Source organism: Massilia solisilvae (genome assembly GCF_024753215.1).
In the GTDB taxonomy this organism is placed as follows: domain Bacteria; phylum Pseudomonadota; class Gammaproteobacteria; order Burkholderiales; family Burkholderiaceae_D; genus Telluria; species Telluria solisilvae.
In genome coordinates this window covers 181,657-201,506 of sequence record NZ_JANUGV010000007.1, presented here as the reverse complement: position 1 = coordinate 201,506, position 19,850 = coordinate 181,657, and the positions used below count along the sequence as shown (strand labels likewise).

Annotated in this window: 22 protein-coding genes; 6 read left to right on the top strand and 16 right to left on the bottom strand. The window is 65.8% G+C overall.

Annotated elements, in window-relative coordinates; all coding sequences use genetic code 11:
- The first annotated feature begins 32 nt into the window (after positions 1–32).
- Together NX773_RS20620 and ggt are read left to right on the top strand one after the other, a co-directional pair.
- A complete protein-coding gene (locus NX773_RS20620) occupies positions 33–437 on the top strand; it encodes a hypothetical protein (RefSeq protein ID WP_258858149.1) in 405 nt (134 codons plus the stop codon).
- Positions 438–471: 34 nt separating this feature from the next.
- A complete protein-coding gene (gene ggt, locus NX773_RS20615) occupies positions 472–2,229 on the top strand; it encodes a gamma-glutamyltransferase (RefSeq protein ID WP_258858148.1) in 1,758 nt (585 codons plus the stop codon).
- Positions 2,230–2,233: 4 nt separating this feature from the next.
- On the opposite strand, the gene NX773_RS20610 is transcribed toward ggt, so the two are convergent.
- The 4 genes from NX773_RS20610 to NX773_RS20595 are packed head-to-tail and all read right to left on the bottom strand — an operon-like array spanning position 2,234 to position 6,238.
- Positions 2,234–3,625 (bottom strand): hypothetical protein, encoded by a 1,392-nt coding sequence (locus tag NX773_RS20610; RefSeq protein ID WP_258858147.1) that lies wholly within the window; start codon positions 3,623–3,625, stop codon positions 2,234–2,236.
- A complete protein-coding gene (locus tag NX773_RS20605) occupies positions 3,571–4,974 on the bottom strand; it encodes a hypothetical protein (RefSeq protein ID WP_258858146.1) in 1,404 nt (467 codons plus the stop codon). Before NX773_RS20605 ends, NX773_RS20610 begins: the two co-directional genes overlap by 55 nt.
- A complete protein-coding gene (locus NX773_RS20600) occupies positions 4,971–5,843 on the bottom strand; it encodes an ABC transporter ATP-binding protein (RefSeq protein WP_258858145.1) in 873 nt (290 codons plus the stop codon). The genes NX773_RS20605 and NX773_RS20600 overlap by 4 nt, the downstream gene beginning before the upstream one ends.
- Complete coding sequence (locus NX773_RS20595) at positions 5,840–6,238, bottom strand: GntR family transcriptional regulator (protein ID WP_258858144.1); 399 nt, start codon at positions 6,236–6,238, stop codon at positions 5,840–5,842. Before NX773_RS20595 ends, NX773_RS20600 begins: the two co-directional genes overlap by 4 nt.
- A gap of 142 nt (positions 6,239–6,380) precedes the next feature.
- Between NX773_RS20595 and NX773_RS20590 the strand changes: the two genes are divergently transcribed.
- Positions 6,381–6,998, top strand: a complete 618-nt coding sequence (locus NX773_RS20590) for a putative quinol monooxygenase (protein ID WP_258858143.1) — start codon at positions 6,381–6,383, stop codon at positions 6,996–6,998.
- Positions 6,999–7,036: 38 nt separating this feature from the next.
- Here the strand turns inward: NX773_RS20590 and NX773_RS20585 are convergent, their stop codons facing one another.
- The 4 genes from NX773_RS20585 to NX773_RS20570 all read right to left on the bottom strand — a co-directional run bounded on the left by NX773_RS20585 (position 7,037) and on the right by NX773_RS20570 (position 10,184).
- The gene (locus NX773_RS20585) at positions 7,037–7,618 is read right to left on the bottom strand and encodes a TerD family protein (protein ID WP_258858142.1); all 582 of its coding nucleotides are present in this window, start codon (positions 7,616–7,618) and stop codon (positions 7,037–7,039) included.
- A 15-nt stretch (positions 7,619–7,633) separates the two neighbouring features.
- The gene (locus NX773_RS20580; protein WP_258823879.1) at positions 7,634–8,329 is read right to left on the bottom strand and encodes a TIGR00266 family protein; all 696 of its coding nucleotides are present in this window, start codon (positions 8,327–8,329) and stop codon (positions 7,634–7,636) included.
- A gap of 69 nt (positions 8,330–8,398) precedes the next feature.
- The gene (locus NX773_RS20575) at positions 8,399–8,974 is read right to left on the bottom strand and encodes a TerD family protein (protein WP_258858141.1); all 576 of its coding nucleotides are present in this window, start codon (positions 8,972–8,974) and stop codon (positions 8,399–8,401) included.
- Between the two features lie 142 nt (positions 8,975–9,116).
- On the bottom strand, positions 9,117–10,184 hold the full coding sequence (locus NX773_RS20570) for a DUF475 domain-containing protein (RefSeq protein WP_258858140.1): 1,068 nt from the start codon (positions 10,182–10,184) through the stop codon (positions 9,117–9,119).
- Between the two features lie 103 nt (positions 10,185–10,287).
- Here NX773_RS20570 and nhaR point away from each other — a divergent pair, with 103 nt between their 5' ends.
- Entirely contained in the window at positions 10,288–11,193 is a 906-nt protein-coding gene (gene nhaR, locus NX773_RS20565; protein ID WP_258858139.1) for a transcriptional activator NhaR, read from the top strand.
- A gap of 42 nt (positions 11,194–11,235) precedes the next feature.
- Positions 11,236–12,576, top strand: a complete 1,341-nt coding sequence (locus NX773_RS20560) for a hemolysin family protein (RefSeq protein WP_258858138.1) — start codon at positions 11,236–11,238, stop codon at positions 12,574–12,576.
- A 99-nt stretch (positions 12,577–12,675) separates the two neighbouring features.
- Here the strand turns inward: NX773_RS20560 and NX773_RS20555 are convergent, their stop codons facing one another.
- From NX773_RS20555 to NX773_RS20525, 7 genes are all read right to left on the bottom strand, one after another.
- Complete coding sequence (locus NX773_RS20555) at positions 12,676–13,329, bottom strand: TMEM175 family protein (protein WP_258858137.1); 654 nt, start codon at positions 13,327–13,329, stop codon at positions 12,676–12,678.
- Between the two features lie 78 nt (positions 13,330–13,407).
- Positions 13,408–14,481, bottom strand: a complete 1,074-nt coding sequence (locus tag NX773_RS20550; RefSeq protein ID WP_258858136.1) for an AI-2E family transporter — start codon at positions 14,479–14,481, stop codon at positions 13,408–13,410.
- The gene (locus NX773_RS20545; RefSeq protein WP_258858135.1) at positions 14,481–15,074 is read right to left on the bottom strand and encodes an SCO family protein; all 594 of its coding nucleotides are present in this window, start codon (positions 15,072–15,074) and stop codon (positions 14,481–14,483) included. The genes NX773_RS20550 and NX773_RS20545 overlap by 1 nt, the downstream gene beginning before the upstream one ends.
- Positions 15,075–15,078: 4 nt before the next feature.
- Positions 15,079–15,972, bottom strand: a complete 894-nt coding sequence (gene cyoE, locus NX773_RS20540) for a heme o synthase (protein WP_258823865.1) — start codon at positions 15,970–15,972, stop codon at positions 15,079–15,081.
- Positions 15,969–17,117: a COX15/CtaA family protein gene (locus tag NX773_RS20535; RefSeq protein ID WP_258858134.1), complete on the bottom strand. Its 1,149-nt coding sequence runs from the start codon at positions 17,115–17,117 to the stop codon at positions 15,969–15,971. Before NX773_RS20535 ends, cyoE begins: the two co-directional genes overlap by 4 nt.
- Positions 17,118–17,122: 5 nt before the next feature.
- A complete protein-coding gene (locus NX773_RS20530) occupies positions 17,123–17,707 on the bottom strand; it encodes an SCO family protein (protein ID WP_258858204.1) in 585 nt (194 codons plus the stop codon).
- The gene (locus tag NX773_RS20525) at positions 17,691–18,386 is read right to left on the bottom strand and encodes an SURF1 family protein (RefSeq protein ID WP_370662269.1); all 696 of its coding nucleotides are present in this window, start codon (positions 18,384–18,386) and stop codon (positions 17,691–17,693) included. Before NX773_RS20525 ends, NX773_RS20530 begins: the two co-directional genes overlap by 17 nt.
- 81 nt (positions 18,387–18,467) lie before the next feature.
- On the opposite strand from NX773_RS20525, the gene NX773_RS20520 reads away from it, so the two are divergent.
- A complete protein-coding gene (locus tag NX773_RS20520) occupies positions 18,468–18,671 on the top strand; it encodes a twin transmembrane helix small protein (protein ID WP_258823862.1) in 204 nt (67 codons plus the stop codon).
- A gap of 177 nt (positions 18,672–18,848) precedes the next feature.
- On the opposite strand, the gene NX773_RS20515 is transcribed toward NX773_RS20520, so the two are convergent.
- Positions 18,849–19,706: a cytochrome c oxidase subunit 3 gene (locus tag NX773_RS20515; RefSeq protein ID WP_370662268.1), complete on the bottom strand. Its 858-nt coding sequence runs from the start codon at positions 19,704–19,706 to the stop codon at positions 18,849–18,851.
- Positions 19,707–19,850 lie beyond the last annotated feature (144 nt).

Genomic DNA, 19,850 nt, shown 5'->3' with positions numbered 1-19,850 from the left:
CATTGAACTCCCGAGTCAGGAGGAATCCACCCATGAAGCCTCTGCGTGCGCTGCTTGCCATCCTTCCCTTCGTGCTGGGCGCCTGTGCCAGTCCGGGTGCGCCCGCGGGCCAGCCGGCCCAGTCGAGCTACACGCTCGCCCCCGGCCAGCGCATCGACCTCGGCGGCCAGGCCACCATTGCCTACGACAGCTTCAGCGACAGCCGCTGCCCCGAATCGATGAAGTGCATGTGGGCGGGCGAGCTGACCTACCGCCTGACGCTGCACACGCCCGCCGCCACCGAGCAGTTCTCGCTGGGCCCCTCCAAGCCGGGCTATGTGTCGCAGGCCCTGGGCGGGGCGCGCATTGCGCTCGACCCGGCCAAGCTGCCACCGGTGCCGCCGGCGGGCGTGGCGCCAGCAAACTATCCCGTCACGGTCTCGGTCACCCGGCCATGAACGTCCCGATTTTCGTCCACTGCCTGATCCTGTCATGACCAATCGCGTAAGAGTGCTCGCTTGCGGGCTGACCCTGTCCATCGTCCTGCACCCCGTGGCCGTGCTGGCCAAGCCGCCGGTCTCCACCGGCACCGGCGGGGCCGTCGCCACCATCAGCGAAAAGGCGTCCCAGTCCGCCATCGAGATCCTCAACAAGGGCGGCAACGCCGTCGATGCGGCCGTGGCCGCGGCGGCGACGCTGGGCGTGACCGACCCGTTCAGCTGCGGCATCGGCGGCGGCGGCTTCATGGTCATCTATCTGGCCAAGGACAAGCGCGTCATCACCATCGACCACCGCGAAACGGCGCCGGCGTCGTTCTCGCCGTCGGCCTTCCTCAAGGACGGCAAGCCGATGGATTTCGAGACCGTGGTCGCCAGCGGCATGTCGGTCGGGGTGCCCGGTACGGTGCGCGGCTGGCACGAGGCGCTCGACCGCTACGGCACGATGAGCTTCAAGCAGGTGCTGGCGCCGGCCATCAACGTGGCCACCAGGGGCTTCACCGTGAACGACACTTTCTCTCACCTGGTGGCCGAGAATGAAAGCAAATTCCAGAACTTCAGCACCACCAGCGCGCTGTACCTGAGGAACGGCAAAGCGATCCCGGCCGGCAGCGTGCTGCGCAACCAGGCGCTGGCGCGCGCCTACCGCGAGATCGCGGCGCGCGGCGAGAAGGCGTTCTACGAAGGCCCGATGGCGGAGGCGATCGTCGAGGCGGTGAACCGTCCGCCACTTGCCAGCGGCAAGAGCGTCGCGGGCGGGAACATGACGCTGGCCGACCTGGCCAACTACGAGGCGCGCATCCGCCAGCCGGTGCACACCACCTACCGCGGCTACGACATCTACGGCATGCCGCAGCCCAGCAGCGGCGGCGTGACGGTGGGCGAAGCGCTCAACATCCTTGAAGGCTACGACCTGAAGTCGATGCCGCGCGCAAAAGCGGAGCACCTGTACATCGAAGCGAGCCGCCTCGCGTTCGCCGACCGCAATGCCTACCTGGGCGACCCGGAGTATGTGGACGCGCCGGTCGAGGGCCTGCTGTCCAAGCAGTACGCGGCGCAGCGGCGCGCGCTGATCGATCCCGAGCTTGCCTCCGGCGGGGCGGTGGCCGGCGATCCGTACCCGTTCCAGAACGACCAGAGCATCCCGCTGCGCCCGCAGCGGCCGGTGGTGCACATGCCCGAGGGGGCGCACACCACGCACCTGACGGTGTCGGACAAGGACGGCAACGTGGTGTCGTACACCTTCACGATCGAGTCGTGGGGCGGCAGCGGCATCGTGGTGCCGGGCTATGGCTTCTTGCTCAATAACGAGATGACCGACTTCGACTTCTCCGGCCCGCGCCCCAACGTGCCGGAGGCCGGCAAGCGCCCGCGCAGCAGCATGGCGCCGACCATCGCGCTCAAGAACGGCAAGCCGGCCTTCACCATCGGCAGCCCGGGCGGCTCGACCATCATCACCACCGTGCTGCAAACGATCTTCAACTACGTGGACCTTGGCATGCCGATGGACCAGGCCATCGACGCGCCGCGCATCAGCGAGCGCAACATTCCGGCGACCTCCATCGAGCCGGGCTTTGCCGGCAGCGCGCAGGCGCGCGCGCTGGAGCAGTTCGGCCACAAGCTGGACGACCGCGAGGGCGAAATCGGCGCCGCCAACGCGCTCGTGTTCAACCCGGACGGCACCGTGACGGCGGTGAGCGAAGGCCACCGGCACGGCGTTGGCACCGGTCTCGTGCAGCACAGCGCGCACTGAAGCGCTAGCCGATACGGCCAGCCGGGAACGCCACTGGCGCGCGCAGCATGCCGCGCCAGCGCGCCAGTGCGAAACCCGATGCGGCCAGCAGGACGAGCGCTGCGCCGCCGGCAAACGCAAGCGGCTGCGCCAGGCCAAAGGACACCACCAGTACCAGGACGATGCCGGCGATGGTGGCCGCGAACCAGCCCAGCTTGAGCAGCCGGGAGACCGCCGGCGCGCGCGAGTACTCGGCCAACAGGCCGCCGCAGGCGAACGGGATCAACACGCACAGCGCGGCTGCCTGGGTTGTCTGGCTCCATGGCGCTCCCGTCAGCCCGAATGCGGCTACGGCCGCGGCAAGCGACACGATCCGCACCCTAGCCGTCTGCGCGACCAGGATGCGTGCCAATACGCCGTTCAGCATGGTCGCCTGCGGGGCAGCGGCCGACAGGCGTATCAGGCTTTGCTCGAGCCCCGATTCGTAGAGCGCCCCGGCGATCACGTGCACCGACATGAACTGGGCAACCAGAACAACGCACAGGATCAAGGCACGCGCAATTTCGACACGCAAGCCTCCGCCCCACACCATCATCAAGCCGAACATGATCGCGGCCATCGCCCAGAACGCGAGCGAGCGCAGGCAGAACCGCCACGGCGGCGTCGGGCCGAGTCCATAGACGAGCAGTCCGGACCTGCTGGCTGGCCTGGCTTGCGATGCGGGGCGCGGGCCGCGCTGCGCAAAAGCGGGCGCACGCAATGGCGGCAAGGCGCCATCACGGCCGAACAGATAGCGGTAGGCGGCCCTGGCTTCGAACGCCAGCACCGCCAGCCCAAGCACAGCGCCCACGGGGCCGCCCAAAAGTTCCGTCAACCGGTCCGGTGCGGCGACCAGGAAAAGTACGAGCGCGGCAGCGCGCCACGATGTCGGCAGCACGATTTCGATCATCACGAAAACCGCGCCGAAGAACACCAGCAGCGGATGCCCGAACGGCAGTCCCACCAATACCACCTCGGTCATCGCCAGGATCAGCCCGACCGACAACAACACGGCGCGCATGCGCTGCCGCGCGCGTGGCAGCAGCCGCGCCGCAAATGGCGTGTATTGCTGCCTGACGCTGCCACTGAGCAGCGTCCACCACATCATCGCCAGCATGGAAAACGCACCGCCTGCGAGACCGATACACAGTATCCGCGAGTCCGCATTAGCGAAATCGTTGGATATTGCCGGCACTGCAAAGAGCACCGCCAGCGCGGCCAGCACCCAGCTCAACCACATGCTGCCCTGTGACCTGCGCTGCTGGACCGCTTGCCGGACAATCGCGCGGCAGGCCAGCAAGTCCTGGCGCAGCGTGCTCGGAATCACGACATCCTCCGGGCAGGAAAGGCAACGGGCGCCTTGCGCATGCGCTTCCATCGCCACGCCGCGAACAAAGCGCCAAGCGCATTGGACGCAACCAGCAGCGACGGCCAGAACGCCAGCCCGCCCCAATGCCACGCCGCGAATGCCGCAAGCACGGCCGGTGCCGAGATGAGCAGGAACGACAAGGCGACGCCGGGCTCGTAGGCTCCGCGATTGCGCGCATAGTCGCCCAGCACGATGCCGACGAGCGGCAGCCCGGCCATGCTGCACACGGCCGCGAGCGAGACAGCCACCTCTGCGGGGGTGCCCATCAGCGCCGCGACGATCGCGATGACCGATGCCAGGGTCAACAAGTTCAACAGCACCCGCGACGCGAGCGCTGCTCCCAACAGCCGGTTGAACGCCGCCGCCGGCGGGCTGGCCGGCGCCAGGCGGAACAGCGCCTGCTCGGTGCGTGCCGCTCCGATACGCGCCACGATTTGCTCGGCGACGGCGGCCTGCGCCATCGTCAGCGCTGCGAGCAGCTGCAATCCGGCGCCCCCCACGCTCGCGATGACCGCGCCGCTCGCCCAGAAGACGATGGTGGCCTTGACGCCAATGCCCACCGCGAGCACAAGCAATCCCATGATCAGCCCGGCACTCCAGTGCGCCGACGGCCCCAGCACGTGCAGGATCAGCGACAACATACGGCGCCGGCGGCAGTCGCGGCGCAGTCCCCAACTGAATACCCGCCCCGGAAGTGCCGGGGTGACGGGCTGCGCGACCTTGCGCAAGCTCCGCTCGATCGCCATTTCCTGGCCGCGGCGTCCGCCAAAGTGCCGGTCGCCCCCTTTGGGATACAGCTGGCCGAGCGCGTACGCGGCGACCAGTGCCAGCAACAGCATTTCGCAAACAAACCCGGCATTGCTGGCCAGGATGCCCAGCATGTCGGGCGACAGGGACCGCTGTATGCCGCCAAACATCGTCGCCGGCAGGAACAGTGCGATGCCCCACTGGTGCCCCGCGCGCATCAACGACAAGCCAATGAGGTACATCATCACGAGTGGCGCGAGGGACAGCCAACCGGCCAGTCCCGCAACCAGCACGCTGCCGAGCAGCCAACCGGCAGCTGTCATTTCAACCAGTCGCCTGCGCATGCCTGGCACAAGCCGCGCATTGGCCGGCGTGTTGAGCAGGACTGCGCCGGGAATGAAATAGAGGAGTGCGCCAAACAAGGCCGTGCCCGCAGCCGCCGCAAGCCCGAGCCGCAGCACTTCCATCGGCGGCGCGTGGCGCAGCATACCGCCCGCGGCGAACAGCAGGGCCGCCACCCCGGCCGCGATGGGGAACATGCGCTTGCCGCGTGTCCCGCCAGTGAAGGCCGCGCTCCAGGCGGCCCGGTAAGCCCCCAGCGCCGCGGTCATTGGGTGACCTCGATGAACAGGTCTTCCAGGCTCAATGCCTCCACGCGCATCGCGGGTTCGCGCGCGGCCAGCGCCTCGACCTCGCCGTGCTCGCTCACGATCACACTGGTGCTGCCGTCGCGCCCCTTCTGGCGCCGCAGTTCGCCCGCCAGCCTGATCCCATCGAGCACGGCGCTTGGCCCGGTGACGCGGCGCGCGCCTTCGAGCAGGCTGTCCATGTCGCCCTGCAGCGCGATCTGCCCGTCCTTGAGGAAGGCAACGTCCAGGGCCACGCGTTCGAGGTCGGACAGGATGTGGGTCGAGAACACGACCGTGGTGCCGCGCTCGATCACGTTATCCACCAGCTCGCGCAGGAAGTCGCGCCGGCCCAGCGGATCGAGGGCGGACACCGGTTCATCCAGGATCAAGAGGTCCGGGTCGTGGCCCAGCGCGCGGATGATCGACAGCCGCTGCTTTTCCCCACCGGACAGCTTGCTGATCTGCTTGTTGCACATGGCCGCATCGAAGCCCCAGCGCGCCAGCAGCGCCTTCACCTTGGCATCGTTCCAGCGCGGGTACAGGGCCTTGAAGTAGTCGAGCATTTGCGCCGGCGTGAGCCATTCGAATACTTCCGATTTCTGCGGCACGTAGCCGATCCGCGCGCGCACTTGCTCCGACAGGTTGGCGACATCCTCGCCATAGATGGTGACCGATCCGGTATCCGTTTCGCGCAGGCCCAGCATGCACTCGATCAGCGTGGACTTGCCGGCACCGTTGCGGCCCAACAGTCCCACGACTTGCCCCGCTTCGACCTGCCAGTCCAGGTTGCAGAGCACCTGCTGGCTCGCAAAGTGTTTGGATACCCGGGACATCTGGATAACAGCGGTCATGGTTGTTCCTTCAGGATGTGGTTGAACAGGTCAAGGACGGTTTCGGGATCCAGTTCGAGCTCGCGCGCCTCGCGCGCGGCGCGCTCGAGCGTTGGACGCAGCAGCGCGGCGCGTTGGGCGGCACTGCGCCCGCGGCGCGCCTGCTCGGCCACCACCATGCCCAGCCCGCGCCGGCGCGCCAGCAGCCCCTCCATCTCCAGCAGGCCGTAAGCCTTCGAGACGGTCATCGGGTTCACCGCGAGCGCCTGTGCCACCTCGCGCACGGAAGGCATTGCGTCGCCGGGCGCCAGCTGGCCGCCGGCGACCAGGCGCCGCACCTGATCGACCAGCTGCCGGTAGATCGGCTCGGGCGACCCGGTGTTAATGGAGAACAGCTGGGATGGGTAATCGGTCATTGGCGTACGTGTATTAGTTGATTAATACAGTAGACTCCGTTCCCGGGTTTGTCAACAAGAACCGCCAATGCTGCTGGCGTGCGCCCGCCTTTGCCCGGTTGTCCGACACTGGTCTCCTGGTCCAACCTGTGAGGAGAGCGTGATGGTCGCCAAGGGCTTGCTCGTCCATCTGGATGTCAGGCACGACATGGACGCGAAGGTGGAGGAGTTCCTGCTTGACGCGGTGCCCGCCGTGGAGGCGGAGACCGGCACCGATGCCTGGTTCGCCCTGCGCTTCGGGCGGGGCGAATATGGCATCTTCGATGTGTTCGCCGACGACGCGGCGCGCGAAGCGCACCTGCAGGGCGCGGTCGTGGCCGGCCTGATGGCGCGCGCGGGCGAACTGCTCAATCACGGTCCGCGCGTTGAAAAACTGGATGTCCTGGCCAGCAAGGTGCCGGCAGGCGTCGGGTCAGCAGCGGACCGGCGCGGCCTGCTGCTCAGGTTCCAGGCAAAGTCGGGTCACGAGGCGCAGGTGGCGCAGTTCCTGATCGACGCGCGCGCGTTGGTGCAGGAGGAGCCAGGAACAACGGCGTGGTTCGCACTGCGCTTCGGGAACGGGGAATTTGGAATTTTCGATACCTTCCCGGACAACGGCGCGCGGTTTTCGCACCTGACCGGGCACGTGCCGCGCGAGCTGGCCAAGCACGCGCTCACCCTGCTTGGCTCCATGCCGGAGCTGCACATGCTGAACGTGCTGATGGAAACGTTCAGGAGTTAGCTGGGCACGTGGGCGGGAGGACCCGCCCACGCTACGGGTTACAGGTGCTGTGCGATCTGCGGCAGCAGCTCGTCGAAGGTGCGGCCGACGCCGTTTTCGCCGATCGCGTGCATCTTCCACTCGCCGTTGTGGCGGTACAGCTTGGCCATGATCTGCGCCGTGTGCGCGCCCTGCACCGACAGGTCGTAGCGCGCCACTTCGCGATCGTTGGCCGCATTCACCAGGCGGCAGAATGCGTTCTGCACCTGCGAGAAGTTCTGCCCGGTGAAGCTGTTCACGGTGAACACCAGCGACTTGACGTTGGCCGGCACGCGCGCGAGATCGACGACGATTTGCTCGTCATCGCCCTCGCCTGCACCGGTACGGTTGTCGCCGGTGTGCACGATGCTGCCGTCGCGGCTCTTTAGCTGGCGGAACCAGACCACGTCCACCGGCTGGTCCTTCTCGTCGAACAGCACGCACGAGGCGTCCAGGTCCACGCTCTGGGTACGCGCCCCGAAGCCGAAGATACCCCCGGTCTTGATCGCGTCCCAGCCCAGGCCCATGGTCACGCGGGACAGCTCGCCGCCCGCTTCCTTCGAGAGCGAGATCTTCTGGCCCTTCTGCAGATTGACTGACATTTCAAACTCCTTGGTTTAGCGCGCGGGCGCCTGCATCCATGCCTTGAATGCGGCGCGGTTGCGCGAACAAACATAAATCTTCCCGCGACCCGAGAAGCGCAGCACGATCCCTTCGCCGCTGGTCTGGCTGTTGATCAGGTTGCCCAGGAAGCCAGCGCTCTGGCCGGTCGTGATCGACACCTCGTAGCGCAGCGTGCTGTCCCAGCACACCACGTGCGAATTGTCGATGATCGCGTCCTTGCCCGGCTCCACTTCCAGCACCGACATCGAACCGAAACCCGACACCACCACCTGGCCGCTGCCGCCGGTCTCGGTCACGAAAAAGCCGCCGCTCTGCGCGAACAGCGCATTGCCCAGGCTTTGCGTGCGCACCCGCAGGTCCACGCCCGAGCTGGCGGCGACGAACGCGCCGTCACTGATGATGTACTGGTTCGGACCGCAGTCCACCACCTGCATGGCGCCAGGCAGCGTGGGCGAAAGCAGGCAGTCGCCATCGCCGCGCGTGGCCTCGATGTGCTGCTGGAAGAACGACTCGCCGTTGGCGAAGGTGCGCATCAGCGCGCTGCCAAGGCCGCCGCGCATCTTGCCCTTCAGGTCGAGCGTGGACTCCATCATCACCATCGCGTCCGATTCGCAGTAGATGGTTTCGCCCTGCTTCATCGACACGTGCAGGAAGGGATCGACATCCCCGGTCACGGTAAAAACTGGCATTTGCCGTTTTCCTTTCGTTCGGTTGCAGCCCGACACGCAAAGGTGCGGGCCGCAAAACTGTTTAGCTGGTTAGACGTTCACGCCATAGTTCTTTGCCAGCGGCCCCAGGCCGCCCGCAAAGCCCTGGCCGATCGCGCGGAACTTCCAGTCGGCGCCGTTGCGGTACACCTCGCCGAAGATCATCGCGGTTTCGGTCGAGCTGTCTTCCGACAGGTCGTAGCGCGCGATCTCGCCGTTGTTGGCCGCGTTCACGCAGCGGATGAACGCCTTGCCGACCATGCCGAAATTCTGGCGGCGCGCATCGGCGTCGTGGATCGTCACCGCAAACGTGATCTTGTCCACGTCGGCCGGCACGCGGGCCAGGTCGATGGTGACGGTTTCGTCATCGCCGTCGCCGGCGCCGGTGCGGTTGTCGCCCGAGTGGGCCACCGAACCGTCGGCCGACTTCAGGTTGTTGTAGAAGATGAAGTCGCCGTCGGAGCGGACCTTGCCCGACTGGTTCAGCATGAAGACGACGCCGTCCAGGTCGAATGCGGCGCCATCGGTGGCGCGCACGTCCCAGCCCAGGCCGATCGTCATTTTCGACAGGCCCGGAGCCTCTTTCGACAGGTTGACGTTGCCGCCTTTTTGCAGACTGATTGCCATGATGTGGTTCTCCTAAAAAGTGAATGTCACTTGTGTGAACACCGGGGTTTACCACGCGCTGCGAGCTGGTGTTCTGCCGCTCGCTGCGCGGTTTGTTCGGTCCGGCGGCTGCCTGTGGTGGCCGCCGCTCAGACCATGATCGTTATGCGATTTCCTTGACTGCTTCGCGCACATCCAGCGCCTGCTGCACTTTCTTGTACCGGACCGAGGACCACAGCGAGGCGACGATGAAGGCCACGCCAACCAGGCCGGTGAACACTTCCGGGATGTGGAACTTCATGCTGGCCAACATGATCACCGCCAGGATGCCGATCGCGTAGTGCGCGCCGTGTTCCAGGTACACGAATTCGTCCAGCGTGCCCTTCTTGACCAGGAAGACCGTCAGCGACCGCACGAACATCGCGCCGATGGCCAGGCCCAGCATGATGATCACGACGTCGGTGGTGATGGCGAACGCGCCGATCACGCCGTCGAAGCTGAACGATGCATCCAGCACTTCCAGGTACAGGAAGCCGCCGATACCGCCCTTCTTCACCAGATCGCCCACGTTCGCGCCGTCGTCCTCATCCTTCTCCAGCAGGGCCGACACCGCGTCCACGCCAACGTAGATCAGGATGCCCCACAGGCCGGACATCAGCACCACCATCTTCTGCGCTTCCTCGACCAGCGACAGGCTGGTCATCAGCGCGCCGATCGAGATCATCACGGCGATCGAGGACACGCGGCCCAGCGCGCCGATCTTCTCTTCGAGGCGGCCCAGCCAGTGGTGCTCCTTCTCGTCGTCGAACAGGAAGTTCAGGAACACCAGCAGCAGGAACATGCCGCCGAACGCCGCCACTTCGGCGTGGTGCGCGGTCAGGTGCGCCGAGTACTGCTTGGGATCGGTGAGCGCCAGATTCCACACGTCGGCCAGGCCCAGGTTCGCGGCCACGGCCACGATCACGAGCGGGAACAGCAGGCGCATGCCAAACACGGCGATGATGATGCCCACGCCGAGGAACAGCTTCTGCCAGCGTTCGTCCCAGGTCTTGAGCACCGAGGCGTTGACCACCGCGTTATCGAACGACAGCGACACCTCCATCACGGCCAGGATCGCGGCAATCGAGATGCCGGTCAGAGCGCCCGCCATGCCACTGTGCTCGTAACCCCACCAGCCGGCCGCCACCAGGCAGACCGCCGTCACGAGGAACGAGAACTTGAAGTGCTTCATCTTGTTTTCCCTTCATGGTGAATTGATGAAGCGCAGTGTAGAGGCGTGCAGACTTTGAAAAAAGCGAAGATAATCTGATTTTTACTTCGAAAAAACCGAAGCAATGGATGGAAACCTGAATTTTCGGCACCTGTACTACTTCTGGGTGGTGGCCAAGGAAGGCGGCATCACACGCGCGGCCAAGCGGCTGAACCTGGCGGTCCAGACCATCAGCACCCAGCTCGCCCAGCTGGAAGAATCGGTGGGCAAGGCGCTGTTCACGCAGCAGGGCCGGCGCCTGGTGCTGACCGAGCCGGGGCGCCTGGCGCTCGCGTACGCGGACCAGATCTTCATGCTCGGCGAGCAGATGCAGGAGGCGCTGGGCGAAGCGGACAGCGCGCGCACCCGGCTAACGGTCGGCATCTCCGATTCGCTGCCCAAGCTCACCGCCTACAAGCTGCTGGAAGCGACCACGAAGCTGGACCGGCAAGTGCGGCTGGTCTGCTACGAGGACCAGTTCGAGGCGCTGCTGGGCGACCTGGCGCTGCACAAGCTGGACGTGGTGCTGACCGACCGCGCGGTGGATTCGGGCACGGCGCTGCGCGTGTTCAGCCACCAGCTGTTCGAAAGCGAGACCATCGTGGTGGGCGCGCCGGTGCTGGCGACGCTGTATGCCGGCGCTTTCCCGGCGAATCTGAACGGGGCGCCGTTCCTGCTACCGACACGTAATAATGCCCTGCGGGGGAAGATCGACGAATGGTTCGACTCGCACGCCGTGCGGCCGGACATCGTGGGCGAGTTCGAGGACAACGCGCTGCTCAACACCTTTGGCCGGCGCGGGCTGGGCCTGTTCTTTGCACCGGCGGCGCTGGCGGCCGACATCGAGGAACAGTTCGGCGCCCGGCTGGTGGGCCGCGTGCCGCAGGTGCGCGAGCAGTTCTACGCGATCTCGAACGAGCGCAAGATCCAGCATCCGGCGGTGGAAGCGATCCTCTCCGCGGCACACGAAACTGTGCTCGGCGCCGCCTGAGCCTTACAATGCCGTGGTTGGCCGCGGCTCTTTGACAAATATATGGAAAACGTTTTGTTCGTCGTTCTCGCGATCGTGCTCGTCGCCCTGAACGGCTTTTTTGTGGCCGCCGAATTCGGCATCGTCACCCTGCGCAAGACGCGCATTCGCGCGATTGCGAAAACCGGCGGTCTGCGTGGCCGCATTTTGGCCAAGGTGCACGGGCGGCTGGACGCCTACCTGTCGGCCTGCCAGCTCGGCATCACGCTGGCGTCGCTGGGCCTTGGCTGGGTCGGCGAACCGGCATTCGCCGCGCTGCTCGAACCGGCATTTCACCTGCTTGGCGTGACCTCGGAGCAGGTGATCCACGGCGTGTCGTTCGTGATCGCGTTCGGCGTCATCTCCTTCCTGCACATCGTGGTAGGCGAACTGGCGCCCAAGTCGCTCGCGATCCGCATTCCCGAGGCAGTTGGCCTGTGGTGCGCGGTGCCGCTGTACGGCTTTTACTGGCTGATGTACCCGGCGATCTGGCTGCTCAACGCCAGCTCCAACATGGTGCTGCGCGTGGCCGGCCTCTCGGGTGCGGGCGGCGGGCACGAGACCCAGTATTCGACCGAGGAGCTCAAGCTCATCCTGCGCACCAGCACCGCCGGCGAAAAATTCACCAGCGACGAACGCCACGTGCTGGCGCAGTCGCTGGAGTTTTCAGAGATGTCGGTGGCCGACCTCATGCGCCCGATTAACGAGGTGATCGCGCTGTACGCCGACCTGCCGCTGGCCGAGAACCTGCAGACGATGCTGCGCAACCGCTTTTCGCGCTATCCCTACTTCGACGCCGAGGGCGAGGAAGTGCTGGGCATGATCCACCTGAAGGACCTGTTCTTCGCGCAGCAAGCCGGACGCGAGATCAGCGACCTGGCGGACTTTTTGCGCCCGGTCGAGACGATCTCCGCGCGCACGCCGGCGCAGGAGTTGTTCCGCCGCTTCAAGCACGGCGCGCCGCACTTTGCGCTGATCGGCGAAAAGGGCAAGCGGCCGGTCGGCTTCATCACGCTCGACAACCTGCTGGGCGCCATGGTGGGCGAGATCCGCGACGAATTCCGCATGAACGAAAACGACTGGCTGCCGCAGGCGGACGGCAGCTATCTCGGCAAGGCCAGCCTGGCGATCGTGTCGCTCGAACGCGTGCTTGGCATCGACATCGACAACGAGGCGATGGGGCTGGACGACGTGGAATCGGTGGGCGGGCTGCTCATGGCCAAGCTGGGCGACATTCCCAAGCAGGGCCAACGCATCGAATTCCCGCAGTTCGACGTGGTGGTCAAGCGCACCAAGGGCCCGCGCATCATGCTGGTGAAGGTCATTCCGCACCTGGAGCGCGACGACGACGAGGACCACGACTGACCTGTGGTTGGCGGTGCAGCGAGACAGCGCCCCGTTCACCGCCAAGAGTCCAGCCGTTCATCCCTCGCAGGCCGGGGCGGCGGTGTTACGGTTGGTGGCTTACGACAAGCGCGCGGGTGAGCCGTGCGAAAAGCGCCGGGCGAGCAGCGCGCTCAGCGGGCGCAGGAAGAAGATCAGCAGGAACGCAAAGTTCGCCATGCGCGGCGCCACGGCTGAAATCGGAACGGTGAGCAAGCCGATCACGATCACCCCGCTCGTGCGCACGCACGCGGCGATGTAGGTCTCGCGGTCCATCGGCTGCGCGCACAACTGCGGGTTGCGATAGATGTGGCGCGCCGCCAGCAGCGAGGCCAGCCCCATCAGGCCCATCACCGACGCATACACGCCCTGCGCCACGTCGCTCAAGGCGCGGCTGTTGACGGCCGATGCGAACGGCAGCAGGCTGGCGCCGGCCAGCATCAGCATGGTGAACCAGACCAGGCGGCCGTCGGCGTGCCGCACGTGGCTGTACAGGCGGTGGTTGGCCACCCAGTAGATCGCGAGCACCATGAAGCTGATCAGCCAGGAGATGAGGTTGGGGACCAGTTCAGCCAGCGCCTCGCGTAGCACGGCCGGATCGCCCACGTTGGCATGCTCCGGTAGCTTCAGGTCGATCACCAGTAGCGTCATCGCGACCGCGAAGATGCCGTCGATGAGGGCTTCGATCCGGTGTTTGCTGAATTGGCTGGTGCCGGCGGGCGTGGCGTCGCTCATGGCTCTTGGGGCTGGTCGTTGAAAAGCGCATTGTCGCTGTTCATTAACAAGCCTGCAAGACCTTTGCCTGCCCGCGGTTCAGGCCTCTGTCTGGTCCTTGCGCACTGCGACCAGGTCGGCCTTGCCGGTCCAGTCGCTGATGAGGGAGTAGCCGACCGCCAGCAGCGTCGGTCCGATGAACATGCCGACGAAGCCGAACGCGATCACGCCACCGAGCACGCCGAGCAGCGTGAGCAGGAACGGCAGGTCGCTGCCGCGGCTGATCAGCATCGGCCGCACCACGTTGTCCACGCTGCTGATCAGGAGCGTGCCCCAGACCAGCATGAACACGCCCCAGCCGACCTCGCCCTGCGAGAACAGCCACAGCGCGGCGCCGATCCAGACCACGGGCGGCCCGATCGGCGCGATCGAGGCCACGAACACCAGCACCGACAGCAGCGGCACCGCCGGCACGCCCGCAATGGCAAAGCCGAGGGCTGCCACCAGCGCCTGTGCCAGCGCCGTGCCCAGCAGGCCGTACATCACGCCGCGCACGGTCTGGCTGACGATGTCGGCGACGCCGCCCGAGCCCTCGCCGATCAGCTTGTGCATGGTAACCATGATCACGCGCAGCAGGGTGTGGCCGTCGCGGTACAGGAAAAAGGCCACGAAGGCGGCAAGGCTCATCTGCACCACGCCGGTGCCCAGCATGATGCCGCCGGTGAGCAGGTAGTGGCGCGCCGGTTCGATCATGCGCTGCGCGAAGTCCATCATGTTGTCGCGGCTGGCGACGAGATCGCGCAGGTACTGGTCGAGCCAGGGCCCGACCAGCGGCAGGTTCTGCACCCACTGCGGCGGCACCAGCTCGCCCTGCCTGACGGCGGCGGTCGCCTGCTCGTAGGCATGCGCCACGTTGTCCGCCAGGTTGTACGCGACCAGCGCGAGCGGAATGATGACCAGCAGGGTGAGCGTGAGCGTCATGGTCAGCGCCGCAAGCGTGCGCCGGCCGCGCATGCGCTCCAGCAGGGACAGGTACATCGGCCACGACGAGATGACCACGGCAGCCGCGAACAGGATCGCGGCCAGGAACGGCCGCAGCACGTACAGGCAGCCGACCGCGAGCAGGACGATGGTCGCGACGCGTGTGTAACGCCGGCCGTTCTGCGCTTCCATCAGCCCAGCAGCTGTCGGATGTCGTGGACCAGCGGCCCCGGCCCCTGGCCGTGGCGCACGAACAGGCGCAGCTTGCCGTCCTTGTCGAACACGTAGCTGCCGGCGGTATGGTCGATCGAATACTGGTCCGGCGAACTGCCCGGCACCTTGGTGTAGAACACCTTGAATTCCTTGGCGGTCTTCGCGATCTGGTCCGGCGTGCCGTACAGGCCCAGGAAGCGCTTGTCGAACTGCGGCACGTAGTTCTTGAGCAGGTCAGGCGTATCGCGCTCTGGGTCGAGCGTGACGAACAGCACCTGCACCTGGTCCGATTGCGCGCCCAGCTCCTTCATCGCTGCCGCCATTTCGGCCAGCGTGGTCGGGCACACGTCCGGGCACTGGGTGTAGCCGAAGAACAGCACTACCACCTTGCCTTTGAAGTCGGCCAGCGTGCGCGGCTTGCCGTTGTAGTCGGTGAGGTTGAAAGCGCGCGCGTAATCCAGGCCGGTGACGTCGGTATTCTGGAAGTTCGGCTTGGCGGCCAGCTTGTCGCAGCCCGCCAGCGGCACCGCCACCAGGGCGGACAGGAGTACGGCGGTAAGGAGTTTCTTCATCTCGTCAGAACCTGAAGTAGTGGTCCACCAGCAGCGCCGCGAACAGCAGCGACAGGTAGATGATCGACCAGGCAAAGGTCTTGCGCGCGATGATGTCGGTGTAATGCTTCCACACCAGCCAGGCATAGCGCAGGAAGATGCCGTTCAGGACCACGGCCGCGGCCAGGTACAAGAGGCCGCTCATGCCGGCGGCGAACGGCAGCAGCGTGGTGGCGGCCAGCACCACCGTGTACAGCCACACGTTCAGGCCAGTGAACTCCATGCCGTGGGTGATCGGCAGCATGGGCAGGCCCGAGCGCTTGTAGTCGTCGCGGCGGTACATCGCCAGCGCCCAGAAGTGCGGCGGGGTCCATACAAAAATGATCAGCACCAGCAGCCAGGCCTGCATCGGCACGTCGTTGGCAACTGCCGCCCAGCCCAGCGCCGGCGGCATGGCGCCCGACAGGCCGCCGATCACGATGTTTTGCGGGGTGGCCGGCTTGAGCACGATGGTGTAGATGATGGCGTAGCCGACAAAGGTGACGAAGGTCAGCCACATCGTCAGCGGATTGACCTGGGTGTACAGCACCCACATGCCCAGGCCGCCGAGCAGGCCCGAGAACGACAGGGTCTGCGCGCGGGTGAGCTCGCCCATGGCGGTGGCGCGGCGGGCGGTACGCGCCATGCGGGCGTCGATCTCGGCTTCGACCAGGCAGTTGACGGCGAACGCGGCGCCGGCCAGCAGCCAGATGCCGATGGTGCCGCCAATCAGCGGACGCCAGCCGGGGAAGCCGTCGGTGGACAGGAACATGCCGATCACCGCGCAGAACACGGCCAGCTGCGTCACGCGCGGCTTGGTCAGGGCCCAGTACTGGGCAAAGCGGGTGGGCGGTTTATGAATGGCAGTCTGGGTCGTCATGGCTGGAGGCTTGCTGGCGTGGGTTCCTGCCGGGAAGGAGCCTGCGCCACGGCGAGTTGGTGCTTGGCCTTGTAGTTTAACATGGTCACCAAAATGACGAGCAGCGCGGCCCCGGCGTTGTGCAGCACTGCAATGGCGAGCGGAAAGCTCAAGAAGACGGTGGCGATCCCGCTCATCACCTGCAGGCCCAGCACCAGCGCCATCCTGCGCGCGGTGGGGCGCAGCCCGGCGTGCGGCCAGGCACGCGCGGCTGTTGCTCCGAGCACAACAAGAACGACCAGCGCGAAATTGCGGTGGACCCAGTGGATCGCGGTCAGGGCCGAGAACGGCAGGTAGTGGCCGGCCGCGGTCTTGCCAAGCTCGCGCCACAGCGTAAAGCCATGCTCGAAATCCATGGGCGGGACGACCGAGCCGTTACAGGCCGGGAAATCGCTGCAGGCCAGGGTGGCGTAGTTGGTGCTCACCCACCCGCCCAGGAACAGCTGCACGGCGAGCACGGCGGCCGACAGCAACGCCAGCCGGCGCACGGCGAACAGGCCCGCCGGACGCGGATCGGCCGGCAGTGGCTTGATGATGTTGTCCTCACGGCCACCCAGCCACACCAGCAGCGCCAGCAGGGTCATGCCCAGCAGCAGGTGGGTGGTCACGATGATCGGCTGCAGCTTGAGCGTGACGGTCCAGGCGCCGAACGCGCCCTGCAGGCAGACGAAGCCGAACAGCAGGGTCGGCATCAGCGGGGCGAACGCGCGCTCGTGCGAGCGGCGCCACTGCAGCCAGGCCTTGGTCATCAGGGTGATGATGAGCACGCCAATGCCCATCGCCAGGTAGCGGTGGATCATCTCGATCCAGGCCTTGACGTGGGTGACCGGGCCGGTCGGCATGGCGGCCTGCGCCGCCGAGATCTGCTCGTGCGCCAGGAACGGGTTGGCCAGGCCGTAGCAGCCGGGCCAGTCCGGGCAGCCCAGGCCGGAGTCGGTCAGGCGCGTAAAGCCGCCGAACACGATCAGGTCGAAAGTGAGGAAGGCGGCGACCCAGACCAGCTTGCGGTACTTGTTGGCGTCCGCCGACATCCAGACCATCGACAGCGGCAGGCAAGCCGCCAGCAGCCCGGTGATGCCGAGTTGAACGAGGGTTGAAGCTTGCATGTGAATTAACCGATGGCGGAAGCCTTGAGCAGCTTCGCAATATCCTTGTACATCTTGCGCGTGTCCGGTTCGGCCGGAAAGCGCATCATCAGGTTGCCCAGCGGGTCGATCAGGTAGATGTGGTCGCCCGCCGTCGTGCCGCTTTCAGCCGGCAGCCACCTGGCCACCGCCTGGGCGTCGGCGTGCAGCATGTGCATGCCGTCGTATTCGCGGATCAGCATGGTGTCGATCGGCTCGTTGTCGGTGATCAGCCATACGCGCTCGATGCGGTCCATCTCCTTGCCCTGCATCAGGCGCTCCTGGCGCATCGTGAACAGCTGCTTGCGGCACGCGTCCGGGCAGGCGCCGCCGCCCACCTTGAGCATGATCCACTTGCCGCGGTAGGCGCCCAACCCTTCCGGGCGGCCGTCGAGCGTGGTGCTGGCAAGGCGCGGAATCGGGTAGGAACGCGGGTCGATCAGCGCGCCGTAGTTGTTGCGCGCGGCCGGCTTGAGCACGTAGTAAGTAAAGTACGAGGCGACCAGCGGCGCGGCGCACACGGCGAGCACCCCGAACATCTTCCAGCGCCCGCTGCTACGCGCGGGCTGCATCGTCATGTTTTGTTCCACTGCGAAATCCTGTGATGACAAAAAAGAGCAAGGCCATCGCCGCCAGCGCGTACCACTGGAAGGCGTAGCCCTTGTGTTTTTCGATGCCGGTCGAAGGCAACGGCCAGTCGCGCACCAGCGCCCCGCCCTCTTCCTTGGGACCGGTCTGTTCGACGAAAAAAGGCTCGAGCTTCAGGCCGCTGGCCTGTTCAACCTGCCCCGGCGCGACGTTCTGCACGATCGCGTTCGGCTTGAGCGGCACGGCATCGCCCAGCTGCAGCACGCGGCCCATGTTGCCGCTGACAACGCCTTCGATGCTGACCTGCCCTGGCGGCGTGGAGAACACGGGCAGGCGGTCATGCACGGTCGGATCGGCCGGGAGCCAGCCGCGCGCGACCAGCACGTGGACATCCGAACCCGCTATTTTAAACGGCATCAGCAAATAAAACCCGCTGCGCCCCTGGTATGGGCGGTTGTCGAGGAAGACCGGCCAGCCGGGGACGAACTGGCCGGTGACGGTGACGCGTCGGTATTCGAGCGTTTCAAGCGGCACGATGGCCGGGCCGAGCGCAACAGGCGCTTGGGCGCCGCGCTGCTCCATGCGCTCGCGCAGCGCGGTTTTCTCGGCGGCGCGGCGTTCCTGCCAGTTGCCCAGTGCAATGCCGAGCGCGACCAGCAGCACGGTGGCGATGAAGGGGACCAGCCGAAAATGAAAGCGCAGACGCATTACAATGGAGCTTCCAATTTTGTTATCCGGCAGACCATGAAAATCTTTGTTGCGATCGCTTTCGCCCTGATCCTTGCGAGCCTCGGGTCGGCCCTGTTCTTCCTGATGCGCGACAAGGGCAAGAGCAACCGCACGGTGCAGGCCCTGGCGATGCGGGTCGGGCTGTCGATCACCCTGTTCCTCATCGTGCTGGGCATGTACAAGCTGGGGTGGATACAGCCGAAGGGCTTGCCTTACTAAAAAGGGACGGCCGAATACCGACTCGCCCCTATATCCTTCGTCAGCCTCCGCACGTCGTCCCGGCGAAAGCCGGGACCCATAACCCGCCTGCAGCACCTATCACATGCGTACGTGTCGCGTACTCAGCATGGGTCCCGGCTTTCGCCGGGACGACGGGTTCGTGTCCGTAGCGAGGAATTACATCCAGTACACAACCACGTACAGCCCCAGCCACACCACGTCCACGAAGTGCCAGTACCAGGCCGCGCCTTCGAAGCCGAAGTGGCTTTCGGGGGTGAAGTCGCCGCGCATCACGCGGTACAGCATCACCGACAGCATGATCGCGCCCATCGTCACGTGGAAGCCGTGAAAGCCCGTCAGCATGAAGAAGGTCGAGCCGTAGATGCCCGACGACAGCTTCAGGTTCAGCTCGGTGTACGCATGGTGGTATTCATAGGCCTGGAAGCCCATGAAGGTCGCGCCCAGCAGGATGGTCAGGAACAGCCAGAACGCGGTCTTGCCGCGGTGCCCGGCGCGCAGCGCGTGGTGGGCGATGGTCAGGGTCACGCCGGAAGTCAGCAGCAGCGCCGTGTTGATGGTCGGGATCGGGAACGGGCCCATGGTCTCGAAGTGTTCCACGGTGCCGGCCGGGCCGACGCTGCCCCAGTGCCCGGCAAAGTCGGGCCACAGCAGCTTGTGGTCGAGGTCGGCCAGCCACGGCATGGTGATCGAGCGCGCGTAGAACAGCGCGCCGAAGAAAGCGCCGAAGAACATCACCTCGGAGAAGATGAACCAGCTCATCGACCAGCGGTAGGAGCTGTCGATGCGGGCGCCGTACTTGCCGGTTTCGGACTCGCGGATCGCGTCGCCGAACCAGAAATACAGCACGGTCAGCATCGCCACGATGCCGACGATGTTGACGGCGGGCCCCCAGGACGCGCCGTTGACCCAGCCCGACGCGCCTGCCATGGTGACAAGCATCGACATGCCGGCAGCGAGCGGCCAACGGGACGGGCCCGGCACGAAATAGTACGGCGCGGTGTGTGGCAAACTCATCTTCATCTCCTAAGTCAAACTTATATTTGTTGAATTGGCTGCTCTAAATTTTTGTACCACTACCCTTTGATCCGTCGTCCCCGCGGAGGCGGGGACCCATGCTGAGTTTGCGTTTCATCGCGGCTTTGCCACTGATCGCGCTGT